At 39.4% G+C, this 24,046-nt stretch carries 21 protein-coding genes and 1 other annotated feature; of the genes, 4 read left to right on the top strand and 17 right to left on the bottom strand.

Annotated features, from left to right (window positions below):
- Positions 1 to 26: 26 nt before the first annotated feature.
- The 7 genes from ACFSR0_RS09340 to ACFSR0_RS09310 form a co-directional block, all read right to left on the bottom strand.
- Positions 27 to 1,676: a peptide ABC transporter substrate-binding protein gene (locus tag ACFSR0_RS09340; RefSeq protein WP_379982157.1), complete on the bottom strand. Its 1,650-nt coding sequence runs from the start codon at positions 1,674 to 1,676 to the stop codon at positions 27 to 29.
- A 91-nt stretch (positions 1,677 to 1,767) separates the two neighbouring features.
- Positions 1,768 to 3,435: a peptide ABC transporter substrate-binding protein gene (locus ACFSR0_RS09335; protein ID WP_379982155.1), complete on the bottom strand. Its 1,668-nt coding sequence runs from the start codon at positions 3,433 to 3,435 to the stop codon at positions 1,768 to 1,770.
- A gap of 319 nt (positions 3,436 to 3,754) precedes the next feature.
- Positions 3,755 to 4,837, bottom strand: a complete 1,083-nt coding sequence (gene rlmN, locus ACFSR0_RS09330; protein WP_379982285.1) for a 23S rRNA (adenine(2503)-C(2))-methyltransferase RlmN — start codon at positions 4,835 to 4,837, stop codon at positions 3,755 to 3,757.
- Between the two features lie 61 nt (positions 4,838 to 4,898).
- Positions 4,899 to 5,846, bottom strand: coding sequence for an ABC transporter permease (locus tag ACFSR0_RS09325; protein WP_379982153.1), 948 nt, complete (start codon positions 5,844 to 5,846; stop codon positions 4,899 to 4,901).
- Entirely contained in the window at positions 5,770 to 6,711 is a 942-nt protein-coding gene (locus ACFSR0_RS09320) for an FtsX-like permease family protein (RefSeq protein WP_379982151.1), read from the bottom strand. The genes ACFSR0_RS09325 and ACFSR0_RS09320 overlap by 77 nt, the downstream gene beginning before the upstream one ends.
- Entirely contained in the window at positions 6,701 to 7,450 is a 750-nt protein-coding gene (locus ACFSR0_RS09315) for an ABC transporter ATP-binding protein (RefSeq protein ID WP_379982149.1), read from the bottom strand. Before ACFSR0_RS09315 ends, ACFSR0_RS09320 begins: the two co-directional genes overlap by 11 nt.
- Positions 7,451 to 7,583: 133 nt before the next feature.
- Positions 7,584 to 10,031 (bottom strand): DNA translocase FtsK, encoded by a 2,448-nt coding sequence (locus ACFSR0_RS09310; RefSeq protein WP_379982147.1) that lies wholly within the window; start codon positions 10,029 to 10,031, stop codon positions 7,584 to 7,586.
- 177 nt (positions 10,032 to 10,208) lie between these two features.
- On the opposite strand from ACFSR0_RS09310, the gene ACFSR0_RS09305 reads away from it, so the two are divergent.
- Positions 10,209 to 11,147, top strand: a complete 939-nt coding sequence (locus ACFSR0_RS09305) for an L-lactate dehydrogenase (protein WP_379982145.1) — start codon at positions 10,209 to 10,211, stop codon at positions 11,145 to 11,147.
- Positions 11,148 to 11,254: 107 nt separating this feature from the next.
- On the opposite strand, the gene ACFSR0_RS09300 is transcribed toward ACFSR0_RS09305, so the two are convergent.
- Genes ACFSR0_RS09300 through ACFSR0_RS09290 form a run of 3 tightly spaced genes read right to left on the bottom strand, consistent with a single transcriptional unit; the run spans position 11,255 to position 13,359 of the window.
- On the bottom strand, positions 11,255 to 12,058 hold the full coding sequence (locus tag ACFSR0_RS09300; RefSeq protein WP_379982143.1) for an amino acid ABC transporter substrate-binding protein: 804 nt from the start codon (positions 12,056 to 12,058) through the stop codon (positions 11,255 to 11,257).
- A 14-nt stretch (positions 12,059 to 12,072) separates the two neighbouring features.
- A complete protein-coding gene (locus tag ACFSR0_RS09295; RefSeq protein ID WP_379982141.1) occupies positions 12,073 to 12,705 on the bottom strand; it encodes an amino acid ABC transporter ATP-binding protein in 633 nt (210 codons plus the stop codon).
- 12 nt (positions 12,706 to 12,717) lie between these two features.
- Positions 12,718 to 13,359 carry an amino acid ABC transporter permease gene (locus ACFSR0_RS09290; protein ID WP_379982139.1) on the bottom strand — a complete coding sequence of 214 codons (642 nt, stop codon included), beginning with the start codon at positions 13,357 to 13,359 and terminating at the stop codon, positions 12,718 to 12,720.
- Between the two features lie 259 nt (positions 13,360 to 13,618).
- Positions 13,619 to 13,851 (bottom strand) — a binding site (T-box leader).
- A 139-nt stretch (positions 13,852 to 13,990) separates the two neighbouring features.
- On the opposite strand from ACFSR0_RS09290, the gene ACFSR0_RS09285 reads away from it, so the two are divergent.
- From ACFSR0_RS09285 to ACFSR0_RS09275, 3 genes are all read left to right on the top strand, one after another.
- Positions 13,991 to 14,860 carry a helix-turn-helix domain-containing protein gene (locus ACFSR0_RS09285; RefSeq protein WP_379982137.1) on the top strand — a complete coding sequence of 290 codons (870 nt, stop codon included), beginning with the start codon at positions 13,991 to 13,993 and terminating at the stop codon, positions 14,858 to 14,860.
- A 121-nt stretch (positions 14,861 to 14,981) separates the two neighbouring features.
- Positions 14,982 to 16,091, top strand: coding sequence for an ABC transporter ATP-binding protein (locus ACFSR0_RS09280; RefSeq protein ID WP_379982135.1), 1,110 nt, complete (start codon positions 14,982 to 14,984; stop codon positions 16,089 to 16,091).
- Between the two features lie 230 nt (positions 16,092 to 16,321).
- Complete coding sequence (locus ACFSR0_RS09275) at positions 16,322 to 16,663, top strand: hypothetical protein (RefSeq protein ID WP_379982133.1); 342 nt, start codon at positions 16,322 to 16,324, stop codon at positions 16,661 to 16,663.
- A gap of 92 nt (positions 16,664 to 16,755) precedes the next feature.
- Here ACFSR0_RS09275 and ACFSR0_RS09270 read toward each other — a convergent pair whose 3' ends face one another.
- From ACFSR0_RS09270 to ACFSR0_RS09240, 7 genes are all read right to left on the bottom strand, one after another.
- Positions 16,756 to 18,843 carry a DNA topoisomerase 3 gene (locus ACFSR0_RS09270; RefSeq protein WP_379982131.1) on the bottom strand — a complete coding sequence of 696 codons (2,088 nt, stop codon included), beginning with the start codon at positions 18,841 to 18,843 and terminating at the stop codon, positions 16,756 to 16,758.
- Complete coding sequence (locus tag ACFSR0_RS09265) at positions 18,791 to 19,153, bottom strand: DUF1033 family protein (RefSeq protein WP_379982129.1); 363 nt, start codon at positions 19,151 to 19,153, stop codon at positions 18,791 to 18,793. The genes ACFSR0_RS09270 and ACFSR0_RS09265 overlap by 53 nt, the downstream gene beginning before the upstream one ends.
- Positions 19,154 to 19,403: 250 nt before the next feature.
- Positions 19,404 to 20,525, bottom strand: coding sequence for a tRNA 2-thiouridine(34) synthase MnmA (gene mnmA / locus ACFSR0_RS09260; RefSeq protein WP_379982283.1), 1,122 nt, complete (start codon positions 20,523 to 20,525; stop codon positions 19,404 to 19,406).
- 199 nt (positions 20,526 to 20,724) lie between these two features.
- Positions 20,725 to 21,072 (bottom strand): DUF1831 domain-containing protein, encoded by a 348-nt coding sequence (locus ACFSR0_RS09255; protein ID WP_379982127.1) that lies wholly within the window; start codon positions 21,070 to 21,072, stop codon positions 20,725 to 20,727.
- 47 nt (positions 21,073 to 21,119) lie between these two features.
- On the bottom strand, positions 21,120 to 22,292 hold the full coding sequence (locus ACFSR0_RS09250; RefSeq protein ID WP_379982125.1) for a cysteine desulfurase family protein: 1,173 nt from the start codon (positions 22,290 to 22,292) through the stop codon (positions 21,120 to 21,122).
- An 81-nt stretch (positions 22,293 to 22,373) separates the two neighbouring features.
- Positions 22,374 to 23,333, bottom strand: a complete 960-nt coding sequence (locus ACFSR0_RS09245; protein WP_379982123.1) for a ribose-phosphate diphosphokinase — start codon at positions 23,331 to 23,333, stop codon at positions 22,374 to 22,376.
- A gap of 47 nt (positions 23,334 to 23,380) precedes the next feature.
- Positions 23,381 to 23,953 carry a hypothetical protein gene (locus ACFSR0_RS09240; protein WP_379982121.1) on the bottom strand — a complete coding sequence of 191 codons (573 nt, stop codon included), beginning with the start codon at positions 23,951 to 23,953 and terminating at the stop codon, positions 23,381 to 23,383.
- Positions 23,954 to 24,046 lie beyond the last annotated feature (93 nt).

The raw sequence follows: 24,046 nt of genomic DNA, 5'->3' as shown, positions 1-24,046 counted from the left end.
GCACGTTCGCAGTTTTTTATTGCATGTTATTCTTTAATATAAGCCCATTTGTAATCGTATTGAGCTCCTGCACTGTGTACAACAACATCTTTTACTTTGGTTGCTCGTAAATGTGCTTCAGCTTTTTGGAAGACCGGCGTTACACCTTGATCCGCCATAATTATTTTTTCTGCATCAAGTAAGTCGGCCCAACGTTTTTCAGGATTTGCTACATTGGTTGTTCCTGCCGCTTTATTTACCTTATCATATTCGGCATTGCTCCATTGTCCGCGGTTGTAAGAATTGCCAGTGACAAAGAGATCTGTAAAGCTACTTGCATCAGCATAGTCAGCTCCCCAACCACCCATGACAACTTCAAAATCACCTGATGTTGAACGATCTAGACGAACTGAAAATGGTACAGGCGTCACGGTTACCTTAGTCCCCTCTAAGTTTTCTTGAATGGCATTTTGAATGTACTCAACTACTTTTTTCGTTGAATCATCATCTGAAGCGATGATATCAAACGTCAATGAGCTGATGCCTAGTTCACTTTTAGCCTCTGCCCAAAGTTTTTTCGCCTTGTCAGCATCATAACTTACCTGTTTTCCAGATGCTTTGGTAAATTCAGTACCATCAGGTCCAAATGTCAAGTTCTTTGGAATCAAACCTGTTGAAGCAATTGAACCATCACCTAAGACATTTTTCACTAACACATTACGGTCAATGGAATAGGAAATGGCTTGACGTAATTTGGTATTTCTAAATGGAGAATCTGCTTTTCGTTGGTTGTATTCTAAATAAGAAGTACGACCATCTTCTTGTGAGACAAAAGCCTTATCATTAGCCATTTGTTGTGCTAGTTCACCTGAAAGAATCACATCATCCGCTTGACCATCTTTGAAAAGATTGAGAGAAGTTGAGGATTCTTTTACAACACTGACATTGATTGTTTCCAGTTTTACATTCTTTTTATCCCAATATTCTTTGTTTTTCTTGTAACTCCATTCAGTATCCGTACCTGGGCCATCAAATCCTTCAAGTGTAAATGGCCCATTGTAGATAGCATTCGCACTTGTCTTGGCATAATTATCGCCCTCTTTTTCCACTTCTTTTTGATTTTGTGGGAAAAATGAAGGGAAAGCCAATAGGTATTGGAAATACGGTGTTGGTTTTGTTAGTTTAATTTCTAACTCATAATCACCTTTTTCTTTGATTCCCAATTGATCAACTGTTTTTTCTCCGTTAGTGATTTCTGTTGCATTTTCAACAGATTCATATAAATAAGCATATTCTGAAGCTGTTTTTGGATTGACTGTACGTTGCCAACCATAAACATAATCTGCCGCCGTTACAGGGTCGCCATTTGACCATTTGGCATCTTCTCGTAATTTTAGTGTGTAGGTTAGTCCATCATCACTAACAGTGGCCAATTCTGCAGCACCAGCTGCCTGTGGTTTATTTTCACTGTCTAAACGATATAATCCTTCATACACATTATTTAATGCCGTAAAACTAATCGTATCTGTCGCCACTGATAAATCTGCTGTTGGCATTTCTTGTTGAACAACAACATTAAATTCTTGTTTTGTGGTTGAACTTGAAGTTCCACTTTCTTTGGTAGATCCTCCAGTTGTACAACCCGCTAAAACAATTCCACATAAAGCTAACCAACCAATAATCTGTTTCTTTTTCATCGTGTTCCCCCTTATTTTTGGCATAGTATCCTAATTAAACTCAATCTCATTCAGTAACCAACTGAATGAGATTGGTATCAAACTACCTTAATTATTTAGCGATGTACGTCCATTTATAGTCGTATTGTGCCCCCGCACCATGGGCAACCACGCCCTTCGCTTTCGTATTACGTAAGTGTGCTTCGGCTTTTTGATACAATGGAACAACGCCGTGTGTATCCATTAAAACTTTTTCAGCTTTAACCAAATCATCCCAGCGTTTTTCTGGATCACTAACATCGGTTGTACTAGCTGCTTTGATTGTTGCATCATACTCTGAATTGCTCCATTGCCCACGGTTATAAGAATTGCCTGTCACAAATAAATCTAAGAAACTACTTGCATCAGCATAGTCAGCTCCCCAGCCACCCATGACAACATCGAAATCACCGGCATTTGAACGGTCCAAACGAACAGAGAATGGTACTGGACTTAGCGTAACAGTCACACCTTCCAAAGATTCTTGAATGGCACTTTGAAGATATTCGGTAATTTTTTTAGATGAATCGGTATCAGAAGATAAAATATCAAACTTCAAAGAAGTAATACCCAATTCTTTTTTCGCTTTTTCCCAATATTCTTTCGCTTCCTTCTTGCTGTAAGAAAGTTCAGTCCCAGCCGATTTTGTAAAATCTTCTTTGTTTTTAGGACTAAATGTCATCCCAGATGGTACTAAACCAGTAGAAGCAATTGAACCATCACCTAAAATAGAATTTACCAACGAGTCACGATCAATAGCGTAAGAAATTGCTTTTCTTAAGTTTTCATTTTTAAATGGTGAGTCTGCCTTCCGTTGATTCATTTCTAGATAGGTCGTAGAAGCTTCTGGTTGAGAGACAAATGATTTGTCATTGGCCATTTGTTGTGCCAATTCACCAGAAAGGATGACATCATCCGCTTCTCCATCTTGGAATAAGTTCAAAGAAGTTGATGATTCTTTCACAACACTCACTTCGACTTTAGCTAATTTCACATTTTCTTTGTCCCAATATTGATCATTTTTCGTGTAACTCCACTCAGTATCAGTACCAGGTCCATCAAAGTCTGTTAAGGTAAATGGTCCATTGTAAACTGCTGTAGCACTAGATTGAGCATATTTTGAACCATTCTCTTCAACGACTTTTTGATTTTGTGGGAAAAATGAAGGGAATGCTAATAAATAGTCAAAGTACGGTGTAGCTTTGGATAAAGTAATTTCTAATTCATGATCATTAACGGCCTTAATTCCTAATTGATCGACCGCTGTCTTACCAGCTGTGATATCATCCGCATTTTTGACTGGTGAAAAAAGATAGGCATATTCTGATGCTGTTTTCGGATTAACGGTTCGTTGCCATCCGTAAACATAATCTGCGGCCGTTACGGGGTCCCCATTTGACCATTTGGCATCTTTACGTAATTTAATTGTATAGGTTAGACCATCATCACTCACTTTGGCTTTCTCAGAAGCGCCCGCAGGTTCTGGACTGTTGTCTTTATTTAAGCGATAAATTCCTTCGTACACATTATTTAATGCACTGAAACTAATCGTATCGGTTGCCAATGATAGATCAGCACTTGGCATTTCTTGTTGCACAACGACTTTAAAGGTCTGATCTTTTGCTTCTCCTCCTGAACTATTGGATGTCGCTGTCGATGAGGAAGATCCACCTGTAGTAGAACAACCTGCTAGTGCAAGTCCAAAAATCGTAACCAAGCTATAGGCCCATCTCTTTTTCATGCATAAACTCTCCTTTATCTTTTTTTTTCAGAAAATGAGTATTGTCTGAATTAAATTAAATTTTAATTAGTAATTATTAAAAAAGCAAGCAGTATTTTATAAAAATTTCATTTTTTCTTCATAATTGTAAAAAATGTGTAAAATTTGTGTCCTTATTTTTTATTCATCGTTTTTTTAGGCCAAAAACATTTTATTCTTTATTTTGTAAACAACTACACAAACGAATTTCTTCATCTACGGCTTCTAAATTTTTATAAACAGCACTTGCTTCCCTCCATTTTTCCAAAAAAAAAGAACAGTCTTCTGACTGCTCTAAAAATTAGTTTGTTGTGCTCTGTTTCATTTGTTTGCTACGCAATTGTCCACAAGCAGCGTCAATATCTGTTCCATACTCTTTACGTATCACACAATTGACCCCATTTTTCTTCAAAACATCGTAAAATTTCATCACATCATTTCGTGAACTACGCGCATATTGGTCATGTTCACTGACTGGGTTATAAGGAATCAGATTTACATAAGTTAATTTCTTCTTGTCCTTTAATAAATCAGCCAACTGTTGCGCATGCTCCACGCGATCATTGACATGACTCAACATAATGTATTCAAAGGTAATACGACGATTGGTTTTTTCTAAATAATAATCGACTGCATCCATTAGTTTTTCAATTGGAAATGTCCGATTGATGCGCATGATTGAGGTGCGGACATCATTGTTCGGGGCATGCAATGAAATGGCTAAATTAACTTGGAGGCCATTGTCTGCGAACTCCTTAATTTTTGGTACTAAACCGCTTGTCGAAACGGTGATATGTCTGGCACCAATGGCAAGTCCTTTGGCATCATTGACTACATGCAAGAAATTCATAACATTGTTGTAATTGTCAAATGGCTCCCCAATCCCCATAACGACAATGTGCGACACTCGATTACCTTGACCTTTTTCATCAAGGTAATGTTGAACCAACATTATTTGCGCCACAATTTCACCAGCAGTCAAATCGCGTTGTTTCTTTAAAATACCACTGGCACAAAATGTACACCCGATATTACAGCCAACCTGAGTCGTCACACACACGGACACCCCGTATTCTTGGGGCATCATCACGGTTTCAATCATATGCTTATCGGGCAATTGAAATAAGTACTTTACCGTGCCATCCTGGGCTTCTTGCACAATCACTTGGTTTAAAGGATTGATAACAAATGCATCCGTTAATTTTGCAATGACCGTTTTTGATAAATTCGTCATCTCAGCAAAAGACTGAACTCTTTTTTGATAGAGCCATTCCCAAACTTGGGTAGCACGGAATTTTTTTTCGCCTTGCTCTAAAAACCATTCCGTTAATTCATTCATTGTTAAACCATATATAGAACACTTCACTTGTTTTCCTCTTTTCATTTTCATCGTTGACTACTATACGTGAAAATATTTTTAAGTGCAAGTTCTACATGGCAATTTTTTATTTTTGGGCCATGCCAATACTGGTTGCAATTGATTGAAAGTACAAACGGCTAGCAACAAAATAATACAACGTATACACACAAACAAACAGAATCAGTACCTGAATAGCTGCCCCTTGCATGGATAAAGAAAAAATGTGATACATGGCAATCAACGCAACAACACTGTGAGCGAGTGCAACAAGCAATGGAATAAAAAATAGGATACCGACTTGACGGTAAATCATTTTCTTTAACTCTTTGCGAGATAATCCCAAACGAAAAATCATACGGTATTTTTGAGTATCATTTGCCAAGTCGCTATACAGTCGAAAGTACAGAAAACTTCCAGCCGATACAAGAAACACCAAGCTAATAAAAATGCCAATGAACAGCATTGGTGCATAGCCTTTAAGCGTTGTATCTTTGGTGTAGGCGACAGAAGTAATCATTGGGTTATCTGCTAATGTTTCGCCAGCTTTGATTTTTTGTTTTTCTGAAGCATGTCTAGTTACCCAAACAGTGTTATTGGTTGCTGTACCTTTTAAAGGAATTGCATCCGGTACGACAAATGTTCCTTGATAAACAGGCAGGATTCCCGTTGACTGTTCTGCCGTTATCGCTAGTTTTTGGTGACCAATTGTCACTTGTTTGACCGATGTGATCTGATGATTTGTACCGGTCTCTTGTAACTGAATCGCTGTGTTCTCTTTGGGCGAAAGCGATTTTTCACCAAATAATTGAGCAATTTTATTGTATTCGGACGCATGAATCGTGGTTTGCTTTTCATCTGTATAATAGGTATAGTCGCTCTTTTCCGCAGCTATATGTAAGTTCGTCAATGTTTTTTCTACTTGCTCAACAGAGTTTTGTTCAGATGGTGCTGAAAAATCATAAGGCATATAATTCAAAACGCCTAAAAAAATAGCTTGGACTCCATACAACGTCCCTACTGCTACGAAAGCCACCGTTGAAACAATTGTAATCAAAAAAAAAGGAACGTGCATTGTCTTTCATTCGAAAAGCTAAATCCGAAAAAACAACCAAATTGTGTTTCCTCCAGAAAAAATTTAACCGTTTTTTCATTCCTTCAATCATTTGAACGCTAAGCTGTGAAAAAAAGAGAAGGGTTCCAATGACCACCATAATGAGCACCGGAATAAAGACCATAACAACAGTTGCTCCCTGTGACACTAACGCAATCGTGTAACCACCTGCGAGCAATATAAATGCAAACATGCTTTTTACTTTTGAAAAAACGAGTTTTCCTTTGCCACGTTCATCGGCTTTTAACAATTGCTGAATTGTTTGTTTCGGTAATTGAAATTGCGAAATGCCGGAACTTAAAAGAAATAAAAGACTAAACGATACAACTGTTAATAGGATGGCTTTACTTGGAAAATACGCAACAAAATTTAAGCCAATGAGTTGCTTAGCTACTAATAAAATAAGTTGTGAAAATCCCAATCCAAACAAGCTACCGAAAAGAATTGACCAAAAGCCTATGACCAATGTTTCTAGACTAATCATTCGCCGGAGCTGTTTCATACTCATTCCTTGAATCAATAATAGGCCAAATTCTTTTTTACGTGATTGCAAAAAAATACTCAATGAATAAACTACAAAGAAAAAAGAAAAACCGAAAATCAGAATAGCTGATCCCAACATCCCAACTTTTAAATTTCCGCTTACTCCTGATTGAAGAATTGGATGAAAAGCCATCGTACTGAACGTAAAAAAAACCATGACAGAAATCAAAGTACTTAAAAAATAGGCCAAGTATAATGACTTATTGCGCATCGTATTACGATAAACAAATTGTTTAAAATTCATCATTTATGCCCTCCAAATGAGCGAGCTGTTGCATGATTTCTTGATAAAATACTTCTTGTGTCGAAGCTTGATGAATATCACTGATCAATTTGCCATCTTTAATAAATAGGATTCGCCGACAATAGCTAGCTGACAAAGGATCATGAGTAACCATTAACAATGTCGCTTGTTCTTCTTCATTCAGTTGCTTAAATAGACGCATCACATCCTTAGATGCCTTCGTATCAAGATTTCCTGTTGGCTCATCCGCTAATACCAATTGAGGATGATGGATCATCGCTCGTGCTACTGCCACCCGTTGCGCTTGCCCACCAGAGATTTCAGAGATTCGCTTATGCAAAAGTTGCTCAATTCCTAGTTTCGGTGCAATTTCAGCAACCTTACGTTTCATTACGCGGACGGATTCACCTGATAAAGTTAGTGGTAAGACGATATTTTCTTCAACGGTTAACGTGGGTAATAAATTGAAAGATTGAAAAACAAACCCCAACTTTTCTCTTCTAAATACTGCAATTTGCTCTGAATTTAATTGATGGGGATTCTCTTCATTTAACGTAACGGTCCCACTTGTAGGTGTATCAATCGTAGCTAAAATATTTAACAATGTTGACTTCCCACTTCCAGAAGGACCCATGATCGCTACAAATTCGCCTTCCTCAATCATAAAATTGATATCTTTTAGTGCTTCATACTGAATTGTTTCCCCATAAATCTTGCTGATATTCTTTACAGTTAACATATTAACCATCCCTTCTCCATTCTCTCACACATCCACTATATAAAAAAAGTGGCTTACATCCCATTGAAAGAGGTGTAAGCCAACGAACAAATTTGTCATTCTTTTATATACGAAATCACAGTGCTCCCTATCCCTATTCTTCGACATCCGGGTGAGAATAGCGATCAGCAAGCTCTTCTTCTGGGAGTATTTCATCTAACGATTCCAAGTAAACTTTTCGCGGTTTGCTGCCTTCTGATGGACCAATAATCCCATTGGCTTCCAATTCATCGACTAGGCGAGCCGCTCGATTGTAGCCAATACGGAACCTTCTTTGAAGCAACGAGACACTGGCTGTCTGCATCTCCACCACCAGTTCTTTTGCCTGTTCATAGAGTTCATCTTGCGATTCTTCCGCCTGATTGGTTGCCGTTTCTTCATCGGAGATCATCATTTTCTCTTCATAGTTTGCACCTTGTTGATCTGTCACAAACTTGACGATTGCTTCAACGTCATGGTCGGAAATGAACGCTCCTTGAACACGAATGGGTTTGTTCTCTCCCATTGGTAAGAAAAGCATATCCCCACGACCTAGTAATTTTTCTGCACCATTCGAATCGATAATTGTACGCGAATCGGTACCACTTGATACAGCAAATGCCATTCTTGATGGAACGTTGGCTTTGATAATACCTGTGATGACATCGACACTTGGTCGTTGGGTGGCTAAAATCATATGGATTCCAGCTGCCCGTGCCATTTGGGCCAAGCGAATAATCGCATCTTCCACTTCATTACTGGCAACCATCATCAGATCGGCTAACTCATCAACAATCACGACAATAAATGGCAAAATGGGGTGCTTTTCACCCGTTTGGTGATTGCGCTCTTCAATCATTTCGTTGTAGCCCGTAATATTTCGGACACCCGTGGCCGCAAATTTTTCATATCGCTCTTCCATTTCCTTCACAACTTTTTGCAGAGCTTGGGCCGCTTTGCGCGGATTGGTAACAACAGGCGTTAATAAATGAGGAATCCCATTGTAAACATTTAATTCAACCATTTTCGGGTCAACCATCATCAATTTTACCTGATGTGGTTTGGCTTGCATCAAAATACTCGTAATCATGCCATTGATAGCAACGGATTTACCACTACCGGTAGAGCCAGCAACCAACAAATGAGGCATCTTGCTTAAATCGGCTGTTTGCACTTTTCCGGAGATGTCTCGACCCAATGGTACTTCCAATAGATGATCTGGGTGAGGTGGTTGTGCCTCAACAACTTCCCGAAAGGAAACGGTGCTAATTGCATCGTTCGGAACTTCAATCCCAATTAATGATTTGCCAGGAATAGGAGCTTCCATTCGCACATCTTTTGCGGCCAATGCTAATGCAATATCATCTGTTAAACCGACAATTTTGCTCACTTTCACCCCAATTGCGGGTTGAATTTCAAATTTGGTAACCGATGGACCTAAACTAGCTTTTACCACTTTGGCATCTACGCCAAAACTTTCAAACGTCTTCTCAAGCACCGCAATATTTTTTTCGATTTTTTTGTACTCACCACTTTGATCGGTTGGTTTTCCTGGATTCAATAACGTAACTGGTGGTAACTCATAATCTTCATCCTCAACATCTTGCGGGATGTCAAATTCCAATACTTGCCCATCCTCCTCTTCCTCTTCAACTGGTTTTGCTAAATTGGTTGCTTGAGGCTTACGCATTTCTGGGACATCCATTTGTGCCTGAGATTCTTGAAAATGATTAATAGGAACAAAGCTTAACTGTTCTGATGTGCTTTGATTCATTTCTTTGGTGGTCTCTGCTAATTTTTCTCCCGGTGTTTTCGGTCTGACATTATTTGTTTGTTGCGCTTTTTCTTGATCCATTTCTGCCAAAATTGCCGCTTTTTTCATGGCTTGATTTTCTTCTTTTTGGCGTTGCTTCGCTTGCCGTTTTTCCTCACGAAGTTTTCTTTTCCCAGCATTGGCTTCATAACGCCGTTGGAGACTTTCCTTTACTTGCGTCAATCGTTCCATTCGATCTTGCAGATTGTATGGGCTAACGACTAATCCTCCACCAATCATCAGCAAGATACTAATAAAATAACTTCCAGCTTGAGCTAGTAGGAAATAAGTTGCTGCATAAAGAACTGCTCCTCCCATGCCGCCGCCTACATTTTGAGAAACCTTACTCGCCTTTAAGTCAGCAAGTAAGCTACTCCACGTAGTAGCGATGATATTGGGATTACCAGATTGAAGGCGACCAAAAAGATGGGCGTGAAGAAATAGTAGTAGACCCAAGTAGATCAGTAGTCCGCCATAAAATAAATGGTTTGGTCGCCATTTTGCTGCTTGATTTTTTACCATTAGCCAGATTCCTAAGACGATCATACACACACATAAAAAGAGATACGTGTTCCCTCCAATTATGCGAAAAAGATTCGCTACCAACGTTCCTAAAAAACCTAATTTAAGGATGCCAAAGAAACCAAACAAGCTAAAAAATGCACCGATTCCAATCCAGATCATTTTTTCTTCTTGTTGTTTTTGTTTTTTTGTTTTCCGTTTTTTTGTTGAGCGTTTGTTCGTTGCCATTCTTTTTCCCCTCATTTCATTCTTTCCTATTATACATAAAAAAAGGGTGGAACAAAAGTTCGGACGATAACAAGAAGTTTTTATCCAGGATTGAAAAATGAATTTAAGAGGTCTAGAATACATTTAACGAGAAAGATTGCCTATCAACGACCATCTTTCATCAAAGGAGTGTATGTTATGACAAGAAAAATTGGGATTATTGGCATGGGGAATGTTGGAGCTGCAGCCGCTCACTACATCGTTGCCGCAGGTTTAACAGATGATTTAGTCTTAATCGATTCGAATGAAAAAAAAGTCGCTGCTGATGCCTTGGATTTCCAAGATGCTATGGCCAACCTACCCGTTCACACGAACATCGTTTTTAACGATTATCAAGCCCTAGCCGATGCAGACGTAATTATTTCCGCTTTAGGGAACATTCAATTGCAGGACAATCCAAATAACGATCGCTTTGCTGAATTACCTTTTACCAGCGTCGAAGCCACCAAGGTCGCACAGAAACTAAAAGAAATTGGTTTTAATGGCGTAATGGTTGTCATTTCAAATCCTGTCGATGTCATTACATCCATTTACCAATCAATCACAGGATTGCCAAAAGAACGCGTCATCGGTACCGGAACATTACTGGACTCGGCACGCATGAAGCGAGCGGTAGGAAGACAATTACAACTTGATCCTCGTTCGGTACAAGGATACAATCTGGGCGAACATGGAAACTCACAATTCACTGCCTGGTCGACCGTTCGCGTATTAGGTACCTCTTTAACGACATATTTGGAAGAAAATCAAGTGTCATTAGATTTAGAAGCTCTTGATCACGAAGCAAAAGTTGGTGGACATACGGTGTTCGCTGGCAAAAAATATACCAATTATGGTGTTGCTACCGCTGCCGTTTCTTTGGCCATTGCCATTTTGAGTGATGCGCATACTGAACTACCCGTGTCCAATTATCGTGAAGAATACCAAACGTATCTCTCTTATCCTGCCGTCGTTGGTCGGAAAGGCATTCTCCAACAAGTGCAATTAGACCTAACCGAAGAAGAGCTAGCTAAATTGCAAATATCCGCAGATTACATTAAACAAAAATACCAAGAAGTACTCGAAACTCGTTCGTAAAATAAAAAACGCTCAGCGATTTTGTCGACTGCTGTCATGGTCAGCAACGAATCGTTGAGCGTTTTTCAGATGGTTCTGTTCTTTTTCTTTTCACCAGTTGTTACATTCTATTTTGAAGCAGCTTCATCACCAAACCATTTTTTTGCGATTTCATCATATTTGCCATTCTCTTTTAATGTTTTGAATCCTTCATTAATTTTTTTGGCTAATTTGGTGTCCCCTTTGCGCACACCGACAGCAAAGTCTTCTTGCGCATATGGTGTTGCAATCAAATCATAGTCTGCCAATTTGCCCGCTTGTTTTAAATAATACCCAGCATAAACATTGTCTACCAAGAGTCCATCAATCCGGCCATGTTCCAAATCGATAAAAGCCTCATTGAAGCTTGCATACAAGGTTGCATCTTGATCTTTGACACGATTTTTTAATACTTCGGCTTGTTTTGTGAACACACTATATCCTGAAGACCCTTCTTGTGCGCCCAAAACTTTCCCTTTCATCTCTTCAACATTTGTAATGCCACTGGATTTTTTGGTTACCAAAATTTGCGTATTTTTCATATACGTATCTGAAAAGGTAACCTTTTTCTTTCTTTCATCATTCACAGTATATCCATTCCAAATCATGTCAATGGTCCCATTTGCTAGCTCAGTTTCTTTCATTGACCAGTCGATTGATTGAAATTTCACTTTCGTATCCGTTAATGCGAACACTGCTTTGGCTAAATCTACGTCAAATCCCACAATTTTTCCACTATCATCTTTAAACCCCATTGGGACAAATGTATCATCTAATCCAACAACAACTGTCTTTTTATCTGCTGCACTTTCTGTTGATTTTTCCGACTTTCCACAAGCAGCGAGACCAATCACACTTGCCACTATCATCACCAAACTTACCCATTTTTTCATCCGTATTTCCTCCTTTATTTTGGTTCTACTTTCAATAAATGATCTGCAATCGTTTCAGCAAAGGTTAAATCATGGGTAACCACAATCTGTGTGACACCTTGTGCTTTCAGATTCAAGATCAACTGTTCCACTTGTTGCCGTAGAGCTGGGTCCAAGGCACTCGTTGGCTCATCATATGCCAATACTTTGGGAGCCATTGCCATCGCTCTTGCAATCGCCAACCGCTGTTTTTGTCCACCCGAAAGCTGATAAGGATATTGATTCAATAAACTATCAATGCCCAGTTGAGTAGCCAATGTTTTCGCTTTTTCGTTGGCAACTGCCCCCGTCTCTTTCAGAACCATTTTCGGTGCTAAAGTAATATTTTCTAAAACACTAAGATGTGGGAACAACTGAAAATCTTGAAATACGACGCCAACTACCTGATCTTGGTCTTTCGTATTGGTTGGATCGAAAACCTTACCATCAAGTAAAAAGGTACCACTATCGACCGTTTCAAGACCGGCAAGCGTTCGTAACAAGGTGGTTTTCCCGCCACCAGAAGGACCCACAATTGCTAGAATGGTGCCATCGGGAATAGTCAAATCTAAGTCACAAATCACTTGTTTCTCACCAAATGACTTGTTGATTTTTTTTAATTCTAACATGCCTGCTTCCTCCTACCGATAATAATCCAATCGATTTTCCAATTTTCGTAATACCACCGTGCAAATCCCCGTCATGACAAGGTAAACAATTGCCACACCTAATAATGGTACCAGGGTGGTGTCTCGTTCCATAGCGATCTTCCCTAAACGCATCACGTCGGACAAACCCAAAATGTAAATCAAAGAAGTATCTTTTACCAAGTTGATCACTTCATTTCCAACAGAAGGTAACGTAATTTTGGTCACCTGGGGAATAATGATTTTGCGAATGGTTTGGATGGGGCTTAATCGTAAAACACGTGCCGCTTCGTATTGCCCTTGCGGAATCGATTGGATGCCTCCACGGAAAATCTCTGCGAAGTACGCCGCATAGTTTAACACAAATGCAAATAGTGCCGCATCAAAACGTTCAAAGACAATATTAATCAATGGCAATCCGTAGAACACAAAAATTAATTGCAACAACAAGGGGGTACCACGCATTAACCAAATATACACTTGCATGACCCATTTCAATGGTGCAAATTTACTTGATAAGAAAAACGCAAAAACAATTCCTAATGGTACGGATCCTATAATTGTTAATAAAAATAATTTCAAGGTAATGCCAATGCCACTTGCTAGTTGCGGAAACAAAGATAAAAAATAAGCCATCGTTCTCTCTCCTCCAAAAAATTTTTGTCTCATCTTCCTAATGATACCGCATTTACTCCGTTTTCAATGCATGTCCGATAAGACGTACCCTCCTCTATTTAAAGGCTGATTGTTTAACAAAATAAAAAAACTCTGGCCATAAGCCAGAGGACGTGTCTACGTGGTGCCACCTCAATTCATCTCTTTCTTGCGAAAAAAACCTCTTGAGCCACCTAAACAAATCTCATCGATAGAAAGAAAAAAGCCCTTAGTCAAGCGACTAAAGGACGTATTTACGTGGTTCCACCTTTTTTTGCTTTTGTCTTACAACAAAAACCTTAATGAGTCAATTTCGTTTAAATGACTACAGCTATAACGGGCCTCCCGAATTTTCCTACTACTTTCAGAAAATCAACTCCAAGATGTGCTTCAACTTGCCCCGCTATCTCTTCTCACCGGCCAGAGACTCTCTCAAACAGCGACAAATTTACTGGTTCTTGTCATAGTCTTTCGTTTGTTGACCTTACTTTACCTGTTATAAATGAAAATGTCAATCCTTTTTCTTATCATATTCTCATTTTATCGATACTCATTTTTTCTTGCGTAACGGATGATTTTCATTACAATGAAAGTAGATAGAGGAGGTATTGGAATGGAATTCAATGAACTTGTTTCGATTTATCCCCAAGCAGAATTGCATACATTGCCATCTGGTGAGCAAACCATTTTTTCTTTTCCTTCAAAGAAAGGCTACATTTGGATTGCAAAAGAACAGTTGTCCCCCACTGAAATGCGGTTGTTGCAACATCTCTCGGAAGAAGAAACCAGTTTTACCAAAGATCACGCACATCCTTGGTATCGGTATTTGCTCATGCAAGAAACAATTGAGGTTCCGACAGGGAATTATCGCATCATTCAAGTGGCTTGGAATCAGACGCACTCATTGGATCAATCTTCTTGGTTAAAAGAAATTCGCTTGTTACTACCGCAATTGGTAGATGCTTTTTTCGTGACAAATCAATATGCTATCCTAGTAGAAAAGCAAGATGACTACTCTTTTTCAACCAATGAATTAGCTGGTCTCTTTTTAGCATTAGATGGTGATTTTGATAGCTACAGTCGAATTTTTGTTGGCTATTTTCACCCAGCGACCTTATCGTTTCATAAATTATTTACAGAGGAAGAGTCCCTCTTTTCTTTTTTTGTCGGAAGTCGCAGACAAGAGAGTGCTTGTGATTTGGCCTTGTTACTGATTAGCTACTGTACTCAGCGGACGTTAGCTTCGAGCTATTTGCTTCAATCTTTAGCCACACATTGGTTTGCCGCTACAGATTTGCCAGAGATATTGACAACTCTGTGGAAAAATCAAGGCAACATTAGTTCAACCGCCAAAGAGTTATTCATGCACCGCAATACATTGCAATACAAACTTGATAAATTTCAACAAGCAAGCTTATTAAATTTAAAAGAAACAAATCAATTGTTTCTTTGCCAATTGCTTATTGAAAATTTTGTCGTTTAGTCACTTTTATGACAGGTTGCACAAGCAATCTGTTTTTTTTTGTGCACGTTTCCATTGTCTCGATAAATCGTTTTCATTATAGTAGAGCTATAAGATGAGTTCAAAGAAAGAAGGAATTTCAATGGTAGAAATGGCATTAAAACATGTCTATAAAAAATATGACAATTCAGATAGTTATTCCGTAACAGATTTTAACTTAGATATCGCAGATCGTGAATTTATTGTCTTCGTAGGCCCTTCTGGATGCGGAAAATCAACAACGCTTCGCATGATTGCCGGATTGGAAGACATTACTGAAGGCGAACTATTCATTGGCGACAAAGTCATGAATGATGTCGCACCAAAAGATCGTGACATCGCAATGGTTTTCCAAAACTACGCCTTGTACCCACATATGTCTGTTTATGACAATATGGCTTTTGGGTTAAAATTACGGAAATACGACAAAGCGGATATTAAGAAACGTGTCGAAAATGCTGCTGAAATTTTAGGTTTAACTGAATACCTTGATCGTAAACCAGCTGCCTTATCAGGTGGTCAACGTCAACGTGTTGCCTTAGGTCGAGCAATCGTTCGTGATGCGAAAGTCTTTTTAATGGATGAACCATTATCAAACTTAGATGCAAAACTACGTGTAGCTATGCGTGCAGAAATTGCTAAGTTGCACCGTCGTCTATCAACAACGACCATTTACGTTACTCATGACCAAACAGAAGCGATGACCATGGCGGATCGAATTGTTATCATGAAGGATGGTATCATCCAACAAATCGGATCACCTAAAGAAGTTTACAATACACCGAACAATGTTTTTGTTGCTGGCTTTATTGGCTCACCTGCCATGAACTTCTTTAACGTTGTGTTAAAAGATGGCGTCATTTCTGACGGTCTTGGTTTAAGTTTACGTATTCCTGAAGGTCGCAACAAAGTCTTAGTTGAAAAAGGATATGAAGGCAAAGAAGTCGTTTTTGGTATCCGTCCTGAAGACATCCACAGCGAAGAAGTTGTTTTACAATCTTCCCCTGAAGCAACGGTCAAAGCAGAAGTCGTTGTATCTGAACTATTGGGTGCGGAAACGATGCTATACACACGTGTTGGTAATACTGAATTTATTTCCAAAGTAGATGCACGTGACTTCCACAATCCTGGTGAACATGTTGAATTAGCTTTCAACATTAACAAAGCACACTTCTTTGACAAAGAAACTGAAGAAGTGATTACTCTTCATTAATTTTGTTAGTTCTTGAGAAAAGGGAAGTTTGCCCCTTCCCTTTTCTCAACTACTTATATATTTTTCCTTATTTGTACCCCCTAACCAAAACCACCAAAAACTTGCCCGTTTTTGGTGGTTTTTCCTTACATAATTTGTAACCAAACGAACAATTACCTTTCAGTTTTATCACATCTATTGAATTTGCTCATCCGAGTTGCTATACTTCCGTTCGAAAGGAAGTGTCTTCTGTGCATACATTGAAACAAAACCGTCATTATTATCATCATTTTTTATTTTTAATAGCCGCCTTAATTGCTTATTTAATGCTGACACTTGCTCAAGATAGCGCCCAAACCATCGAACCTATCTTTTGGTTAATTGGCTATGTCATGAATACATTCTTCATACTAAATTATTTTCGATCATTCTCTCTTGCCAATATGCGATTGGCTTTTCTTACTTTTTCGTGGGTATTGTATGGCATATTAAGCGATTGGTTAGCAGATGGCATTTATTTACAAATTATGCTGCCCCTTATGGTTATAGCCATTGCTAGTATTTGTCTTGATGCACAAGTGATAAACGAATAATTTGCCCAAAAAAAATGATTCAATTGCTTCGTGTTGCTACGTGCGTTTAACCGTAGTAGCTACGAATGACTGAATCATTTTTTCTTTTGCTTTTATTTTTTTGTTTGCTCCATCGCCGCTTTTAACGCTGCGGCAAGTGGGCTTTCCACTTGTTCTTCTGATTGACTATATTTTTTGACCAATTTCCGTTCTTCTTGTTTGGTCATTTTTTTCTTTCGTTCTTTTGTTTCCATCATTTTTTCGGTTGTTCCATCATATTTGCAACGGAAGAAGGCACCATTTTTCCCTTCAATGATCTCCATTTTTCGATGACATTGTGGACAACGATGATTGGAAACTTTCGGGTCTTTTCGTCTATGGTAACTACAAGTAGCGTTCGTACACACATATATTTTGCCATCACGCGTATTTTTTTCACGCAACAGCTCCCCACATTCGGGGCATTTCTTTTGAGTCAAGGCAAAATCTTGATAGGTGGCTTCACTTTGCTTAATTTCTTTGACTAATTCCCGGGTGTCTTGCTCGATTTGGGTAACAAAGGTTTGAAGTTTGTATTTTCCCGCTGCAATGGCCTCTAACTCTTCTTCCCATTTTTGGGTTAAAGCTGGAGTCACTAAATCCGGATTGACCAATGTCAACAATTGTTTGCCCTTTGGTGTAACAACCAAATGATTGCCAGTGCGCTCCATCAATTCACTCTTGATTAACTTATCAATGATTTCCGCACGGGTAGCTGGGGTACCTAGATGAAATTTCTCCATTTTTCCTAATAGCGTACCTTCTGTTAACGGTTTGGGTGGCATTGTTAAGCCTTTTTTTAGTTGAAAGGCAGGAGCAATCTGCTGTTCTTTTGACCAATTTTCCCAGTTTACCTGCGCTTCCGTTGAGGTTGGTTGTTTCCAGCCACTTTGCATCACTTGCTTTTGTTGAAAGGAAAACTGCGCCGTCCCAAAGGTTACAACGACCGTTTGTTGCTTGGTGAGATGGGGTTGTGCGAATAATCCCAAGAAGCGTTGAACAATTAGTTGATAAATTTTTTGTTCGTCACTGCTTAGCTTTTCATAGCGCGCCCGTTCTTCTGTAGGAATTAAACCATGATGATCCGTCACTTTGGCGTCATTGAAGACATTCGTTTGAATGACTTTCGCCCCATTTTTTAGGTAAAGTTTGACTTCGGGTGAAAAAGAAGCAACTGCTGCCAAGCGTTCTTTCATAGTCTGTTGCAAATCTTTTGGTAAATATTTGCTATCGGTTCGTGGGTAGCTGACTAGTTTGTGTAGTTCGTATAGACTTTGAACCAGACCAAGTGTTTTTTTAGCCGAATACCCGTAGCGTGCATTGGCTTCCTGTTGCAATTCTGTCAAATCATAAGGCAATGGTGCCGCTTGTTTTTGTGATTTTTCTTGTATGGATGCTACTTTACCTTTTTGTGTCTGTAATTGTTTGATGACTTCTTGTGCTTGGGCTGCCTCTTGAAAGGCATACGGATTTTTTTGAGCCATCGTTGCCCGCAAATTACCTACTGCCAATTCAACTTGATAATAGGTTTGTGCGCGAAATTTTTCAATAGCTTGCTCTTGTTTTCTGACGAGTGCAAGCGTAGGGGTTTGGACCCGACCTGCACTTAAATTATCTTTGTATTTGACCGTCAGTGCTCGTGTAACATTCAATCCGACAAGCCAATCCGCTTGTGCTCGTGCTAAGGCAGATTGGTACAAGTTCTGGTATTCTTCAGCTGGTCTCAGTTTACGAAATCCTTCTTTGATTGCTTTGTCGGTCTGTGAAGAGATCCATAATCGCTTGATTGGTTTATCAAAGCGAATCCACTCGATAATCCAACGAGCAACCAATTCTCCCTCACGACCTGCGTCAGTTGCAATCACTAGTTCTTTGACATCTTTGCGCTGTGCAAGTTGTTTGATTGCTTTTAATTGCTGCCCTGTTTTGGGTAATGGTTGAATCCCAATTTTCTTGGGAATCATTGGCAGTGTTTCAAGTTGCCAGGTTTGCCACTCTTTATTTACCTCTTCAGGCATTTTTAATCCCAATAAATGACCAAGGGCCCATGTCACAATGACAGTTGGGCCTTCGTAATAATTCTTTTGTTTTTGCGTTGCACCTAATACCCTAGAGAGATCTTTGGCAACGCTTGGTTTTTCGGCTAGAATTAGTTGCTTCATACAGTTCCTTTCTGCTTTCTACGGTGACAGGTTGATAGTCTTTTAAAAGGGCCAAACCTTTGTATTGTTGCAAATCATCATCACATTCTTCACACCAACGTACTTCTGTTTCATTCCAAAAAGCACTTAAATAATTTGCACGGGCATAGATATGTTTGTATTGTTCTCTTAATTTCGTCCATTGTTTTTGGTAACAGCGTTCGGCCTCTTCAAGTGAACGAAATACGTGTTCTTCATCAATATCTTTGCGCCAGTCTTCAAAAAACCACCATGGCTCATTGTCACCATACATTGTGATTACCTGATACATGTTTTTCCATCCTCACTTATCTTTCAAGTTCTGACATTACGTCTCCACTAAATGCTATAGTATGGACTTTTAGTTGAACTTTCAAGAAGTTAGCTTGTGAAGCTCCATGCATCTTTGATTTTTCTCCTTTTCTACTATAGCACATCTTCCAAAATTTAAGCCGCTTGTCAAAGAAAATTTCCCAAAAAAAGAAGGAAAAGGAGGACTTATTTGCCTCTTTTCCTTCCTGTAAACCTTTGTGTACCTTTTCCTAGACGTACTGTAAAATTTTGTTTGCTTGATACGCATGATCGATTAATCCGCCACCCAAGCATTCCATACCATCATAAAAGACGACTGCTTGACCGGGAGTAATAGCTCGTACCGGTTCATCAAAAAAGACTTCTGCTCGATTATCTGGCAAGCGATGCACCGTCACTGGTACATCTTGCTGACGGTAACGGAATTTTGCCGTGCAATGAAATACATCAGGTTGTTCTTGCGTCGTGGTAAAGTGAATGTCACTCGCATCTAGGTGATCTGCATAGAGTGCAGGATGATGGAACCCTTGACCAACGTATAACGTATTGGTTGCCAAATCTTTGCCCACAACAAACCACGGCTCTTGCGTTTTTCCGCCGCCACCAATTCCTAAGCCTTGACGTTGACCAATCGTATAATACATCAAGCCATCGTGTTGGCCTTTGACTTCCCCTTCTAAGGTCACCATTTCCCCTTTTTGGGCTGGCAAGTAGTGACTTAAAAATTGTTTGAAGTTTTTTTCGCCAATGAAGCAGACACCAGTGGAATCTTTTTTCTTTGCGGTAGCTAGATGGGCCTTTTCAGCAATCGCACGCACCTCACTTTTTTCCATTCCCCCTAGCGGAAACATCGTCTTTGCTAATTGTTCTTGTGACAATTGACTTAAAAAGTAGGTTTGATCTTTATTATTGTCCACACCTCGCAACATATGTGTGACACCTGCTTCATCGCGCACAATTTGTGCATAATGACCGGTCGCAACATAATCTGCCCCCAAGTCCAATGAATAATCGAGAAAGGCTTTAAATTTGATTTCCTTGTTGCACATGACATCAGGATTAGGTGTTCGACCTGCACGGTATTCTGCTAAAAAATATTCAAATACACGATCCCAATACTCTTTTTCAAAGTTAACCGAGTAATAGGGTATACCAATTTGCGCTGCAACTTTGGCTACGTCCTTGTAATCTTCCGTTGCTGTACAGACACCATTTTCATCCGTGTCATCCCAATTTTTCATGAAGATTCCAATGACATCATACCCTTGTTCTTTTAAAAGAAGTGCTGTTACCGATGAATCGACACCGCCGCTCATCCCAACAACGACTCTTGTGTTGCTGTTGTCTTTCATTTCTATCACCATCATTTCAATTGATTCTGAAACATCTACGATTTGAAGGTCGCAACTTTTCAGTCCACGTTATTATACTAGAGATTGCCATTTTTTTCATGTGTTTCCGCTTCAGTTTTTTGGCTACAAAAAAACCGTTGTCGGTCTTTGGATTTCGCATGAGCAAAAAACATAGACCGACAACAATTTCCTAGTTTGACTACTTCGTTACTTCTTCAAACAATCCCCGATCGATAAATCCGTCCATCAGGAACGTAAACTTCTCGCGTAACATTTCATGTTTTGGATCTTTAAATATATTGACAGCTTTTAATCCATTCGCCGTAGTAATGGACATTTTCACTGTCTTCATGTCTTTTGCTACAGTGATTTTTAATTGAAACCCCTCTTTGCTCTGTGGTGTTGCTTGCAACGGTCGAATTAATTGGAAATTTCCACCATTGGTTTCTGTAAAGCCATTGTCTCGGAGCGTATATCTTTTAGCTGTTGTAGCTAGTTGGTACAGCTGTGGGCACCCCAAAACCGTTGTTTGTGTTTCAAATGCCATTTTTTCACCTCATTTATTTATTGTCATCTCTATTATATAAAGAAAACTTAGCTCTGACTATCTTTATTGTTAGTGAATGCTTTTTTTTGCAATCGTTTGACACTTGCACTTAATTGATGGGCAAAGGTTTCCACTTCTTCTTGCGTATTCCCCAGACCAAAACTAATACGAATGGATTCACGAATATATGGCGAATTTTCACCATACATCGCAATTAAAACATGTGATGGGTCCACGTTGCCAGCGGTACATGCTGAACCAGTCGAGATGGCAAAGCCTTTCAAATCCATATGCATCAAAATCATTTGATTATCCACACCTGGAAAAGCAAGGTTTAAAATATGGGGCATCTTCGCTTGTTGATTGCCGTTTAAATGATACGTGACTTCTTCCTCATCTAAAATGGCTTTTACAGTATCAGCAAACTTTTGGTATTTGATGGTATGGGCTTGCTGACTTTCTTCGTTATTGATGGTTACCGCCGTTGCCATCCCACAGATACTAATGAGATTTTCTGTCCCGGCTCGTCGCTTTTCTTCTTGTTCACCGCCATGAAGCAGAGCCGGTAATTGTAATCCATCTCGTTTGAAAAGGAAGCCTGTTCCTTTGGGGCCATTTATTTTGTGGGCGGATACACTTAGCAGATCAATTCCCAGTTCATATGGATGTATTGGGACTTTTCCAAAAGCTTGCACTGCATCTGTATGAAAATAAGCAGGATGCGTTTGCAGAATGGCTCCAATTTCTTTAATTGGCATTAGATTCCCTGTCTCATTATTGGCAAACATCACCGATACCAAAATCGTATCTTCCCGTAATGCTTGTTTGAATGCTTCAAGATCAATCATTCCACTTTGATCAACGGATAGATAGGTGAATTCAAATCCTTGTTGTTCTAAAAAAGCGGCCGTTTGTAAAATAGCGGGATGTTCAATTTGCGTGGTAATAATATGACGTCCTTGCTCTTTTCTAGCTAATGCGGTACTAATCAGGGCCGTATTGTCTCCTTCTGTTCCACCGCCATTAAAAATAATTTCATGGGGTTGAACAGCTAAACTTTCAGCGATTACTTGACGAGCAGCCATTAATTTTTCACTTGCGGCGCGTCCATATTGATGAATACTGGAAGGATTACCGAACAATGTTGGCATTAGATTGGTCATCGTTTCAATGACTTGCGGATGGATGGGGGTTGTTGCCGCATGGTCAAAATAAGTCATTTTCTTTCCTCTTTTCATTTTTCTTTACTAAAAAGCTCCCATCATGGTATTCACCATCCGGGAGCACTCTTTTTATACCTATTACTTTTGCAAACGGAAAAGCGGGCTGACAGGTGTATTGTCATGAATTCGTTTCAACGCTTCCCCTATTAATTCTGAACAGGTGATATACGTCGTTTGGCGAGGATGCTTTGCTTCTTCGGTCAAACAAGAATCCGTGACACAAATATCTTTAATTGGTGCTTCTTCTAATACTTCTTTTGAATGACTGTTGAATAACGCATGGGAGGCACATGCATAGACCCCTTTTGCCCCTGAATGCATCAATAACTCAGCTGCTTGAGCAAATGTTTCTCCTGTATTTAAAATATCGTCTACCATGATACACGTTTTTCCCTGAACGTCTCCAATCACGTAGCCTTCATCTTCTGGATTTTCTCCTTGGTCAACAATCGCTAACGTTGTTTCCAAGTACTCTGCTAAACTTCTTGAACGTTGGATGCCACTATTTTTTGGCGAAACAACAACATATTCATCTCCACACATCCCTTTGTCTAAATAGTAGCGAGCAAATAAAGGGATTGTAAATAAATTATCAACTGGAATATCAAAAAATCCTTGCACTTGAACAGTATGCAAATCCAGAGTTAAGACCCTTGTTACCCCTGCTTCTACTAGCAAATTGGCAATCAACTTGGCCGTGATTGGTTCATGCGGTTTTGATGTCCGATCTTGACGAGCATACGCATAGTAAGGCAACACGACATTAATCGTCTTGGCACTGGCGCGACGCATCGCATCAATCATAATCAGAAGTTCCATATAATAATCGTTGACTGGTTTGTTCGTAGACTGAATCAAGTAGGTGTTGACACCCCGGACACTTTCTTCAATACTAATGGCAATCTCACCATCACTAAATTTTTTAATAGAACATTCACCTAATTCACAACCGAATACTTTAGCAATTTTTTTGGCTAGTGGCACATTCCCGTTTAAACTAAAGATTTTTAAAGGTTCTTCTGAATAATTGTCGTTCATAGTTTCCTCCAATGTTGTTGTTTGTTCTATTTTACCATAATTTTCTCTTAATTTTCATTGGTTTCTGCTATTTCACAAATTTCCTTAAAAGAGATGGTACTCATCAACCATTTGGCCGGGACAACAGCGCGATAATTCCCCCAATTATCGTGAACTTTCACCCAGCGTTTGCCCTCTTGGTCTTCCCCATAGGCATAAGCAACTACCCAATGATTGCCATAAGTACTCCCTAAGCGTTGGTTTAATCCAACAATTAATGGCAATCCAGTATCAATGCGTTTAATCGTTCTTTCCCAACCGCCAATTGGGGTCGAACGCGCCCATTGCGGTTGCTTCATAAAGTGACAAAACCGTGAAATTCCCCAACTAACTTGTAGCGGAATCGTGGAAAAGCCCAGTGGTTGTATAAATAATTGCAAATAATGAACCAGATTTTCCCCATCAGATGACCCTTTTTTTCGAACAAAAGGGGGGAGCGTAAACGTGGGGTGATAGTCTTGCAAGTATGCGAGCAAAATCGTCGCTGCGTAAGAGCCACATAGTTGTCCATCGCTATTAATCCAATCTTCATATCGCTTAAACCGCTCTTCAGATATCCCTTGCCACTGAATGCATGCCATCTTTCAATTCCCCTTTTTCTCTAATCACTTCTATTTTCTCATAGGGCTGCTACTTGTCAGAACTTCTACCTTATACGATAATAGTAGCATAAG

The sequence above is a fragment of the Enterococcus camelliae genome (genome assembly GCF_042685105.1).
In the GTDB taxonomy this organism is placed as follows: domain Bacteria; phylum Bacillota; class Bacilli; order Lactobacillales; family Enterococcaceae; genus Enterococcus_G; species Enterococcus_G camelliae.
This window is presented reverse-complemented; position numbering and strand designations above follow the sequence as displayed.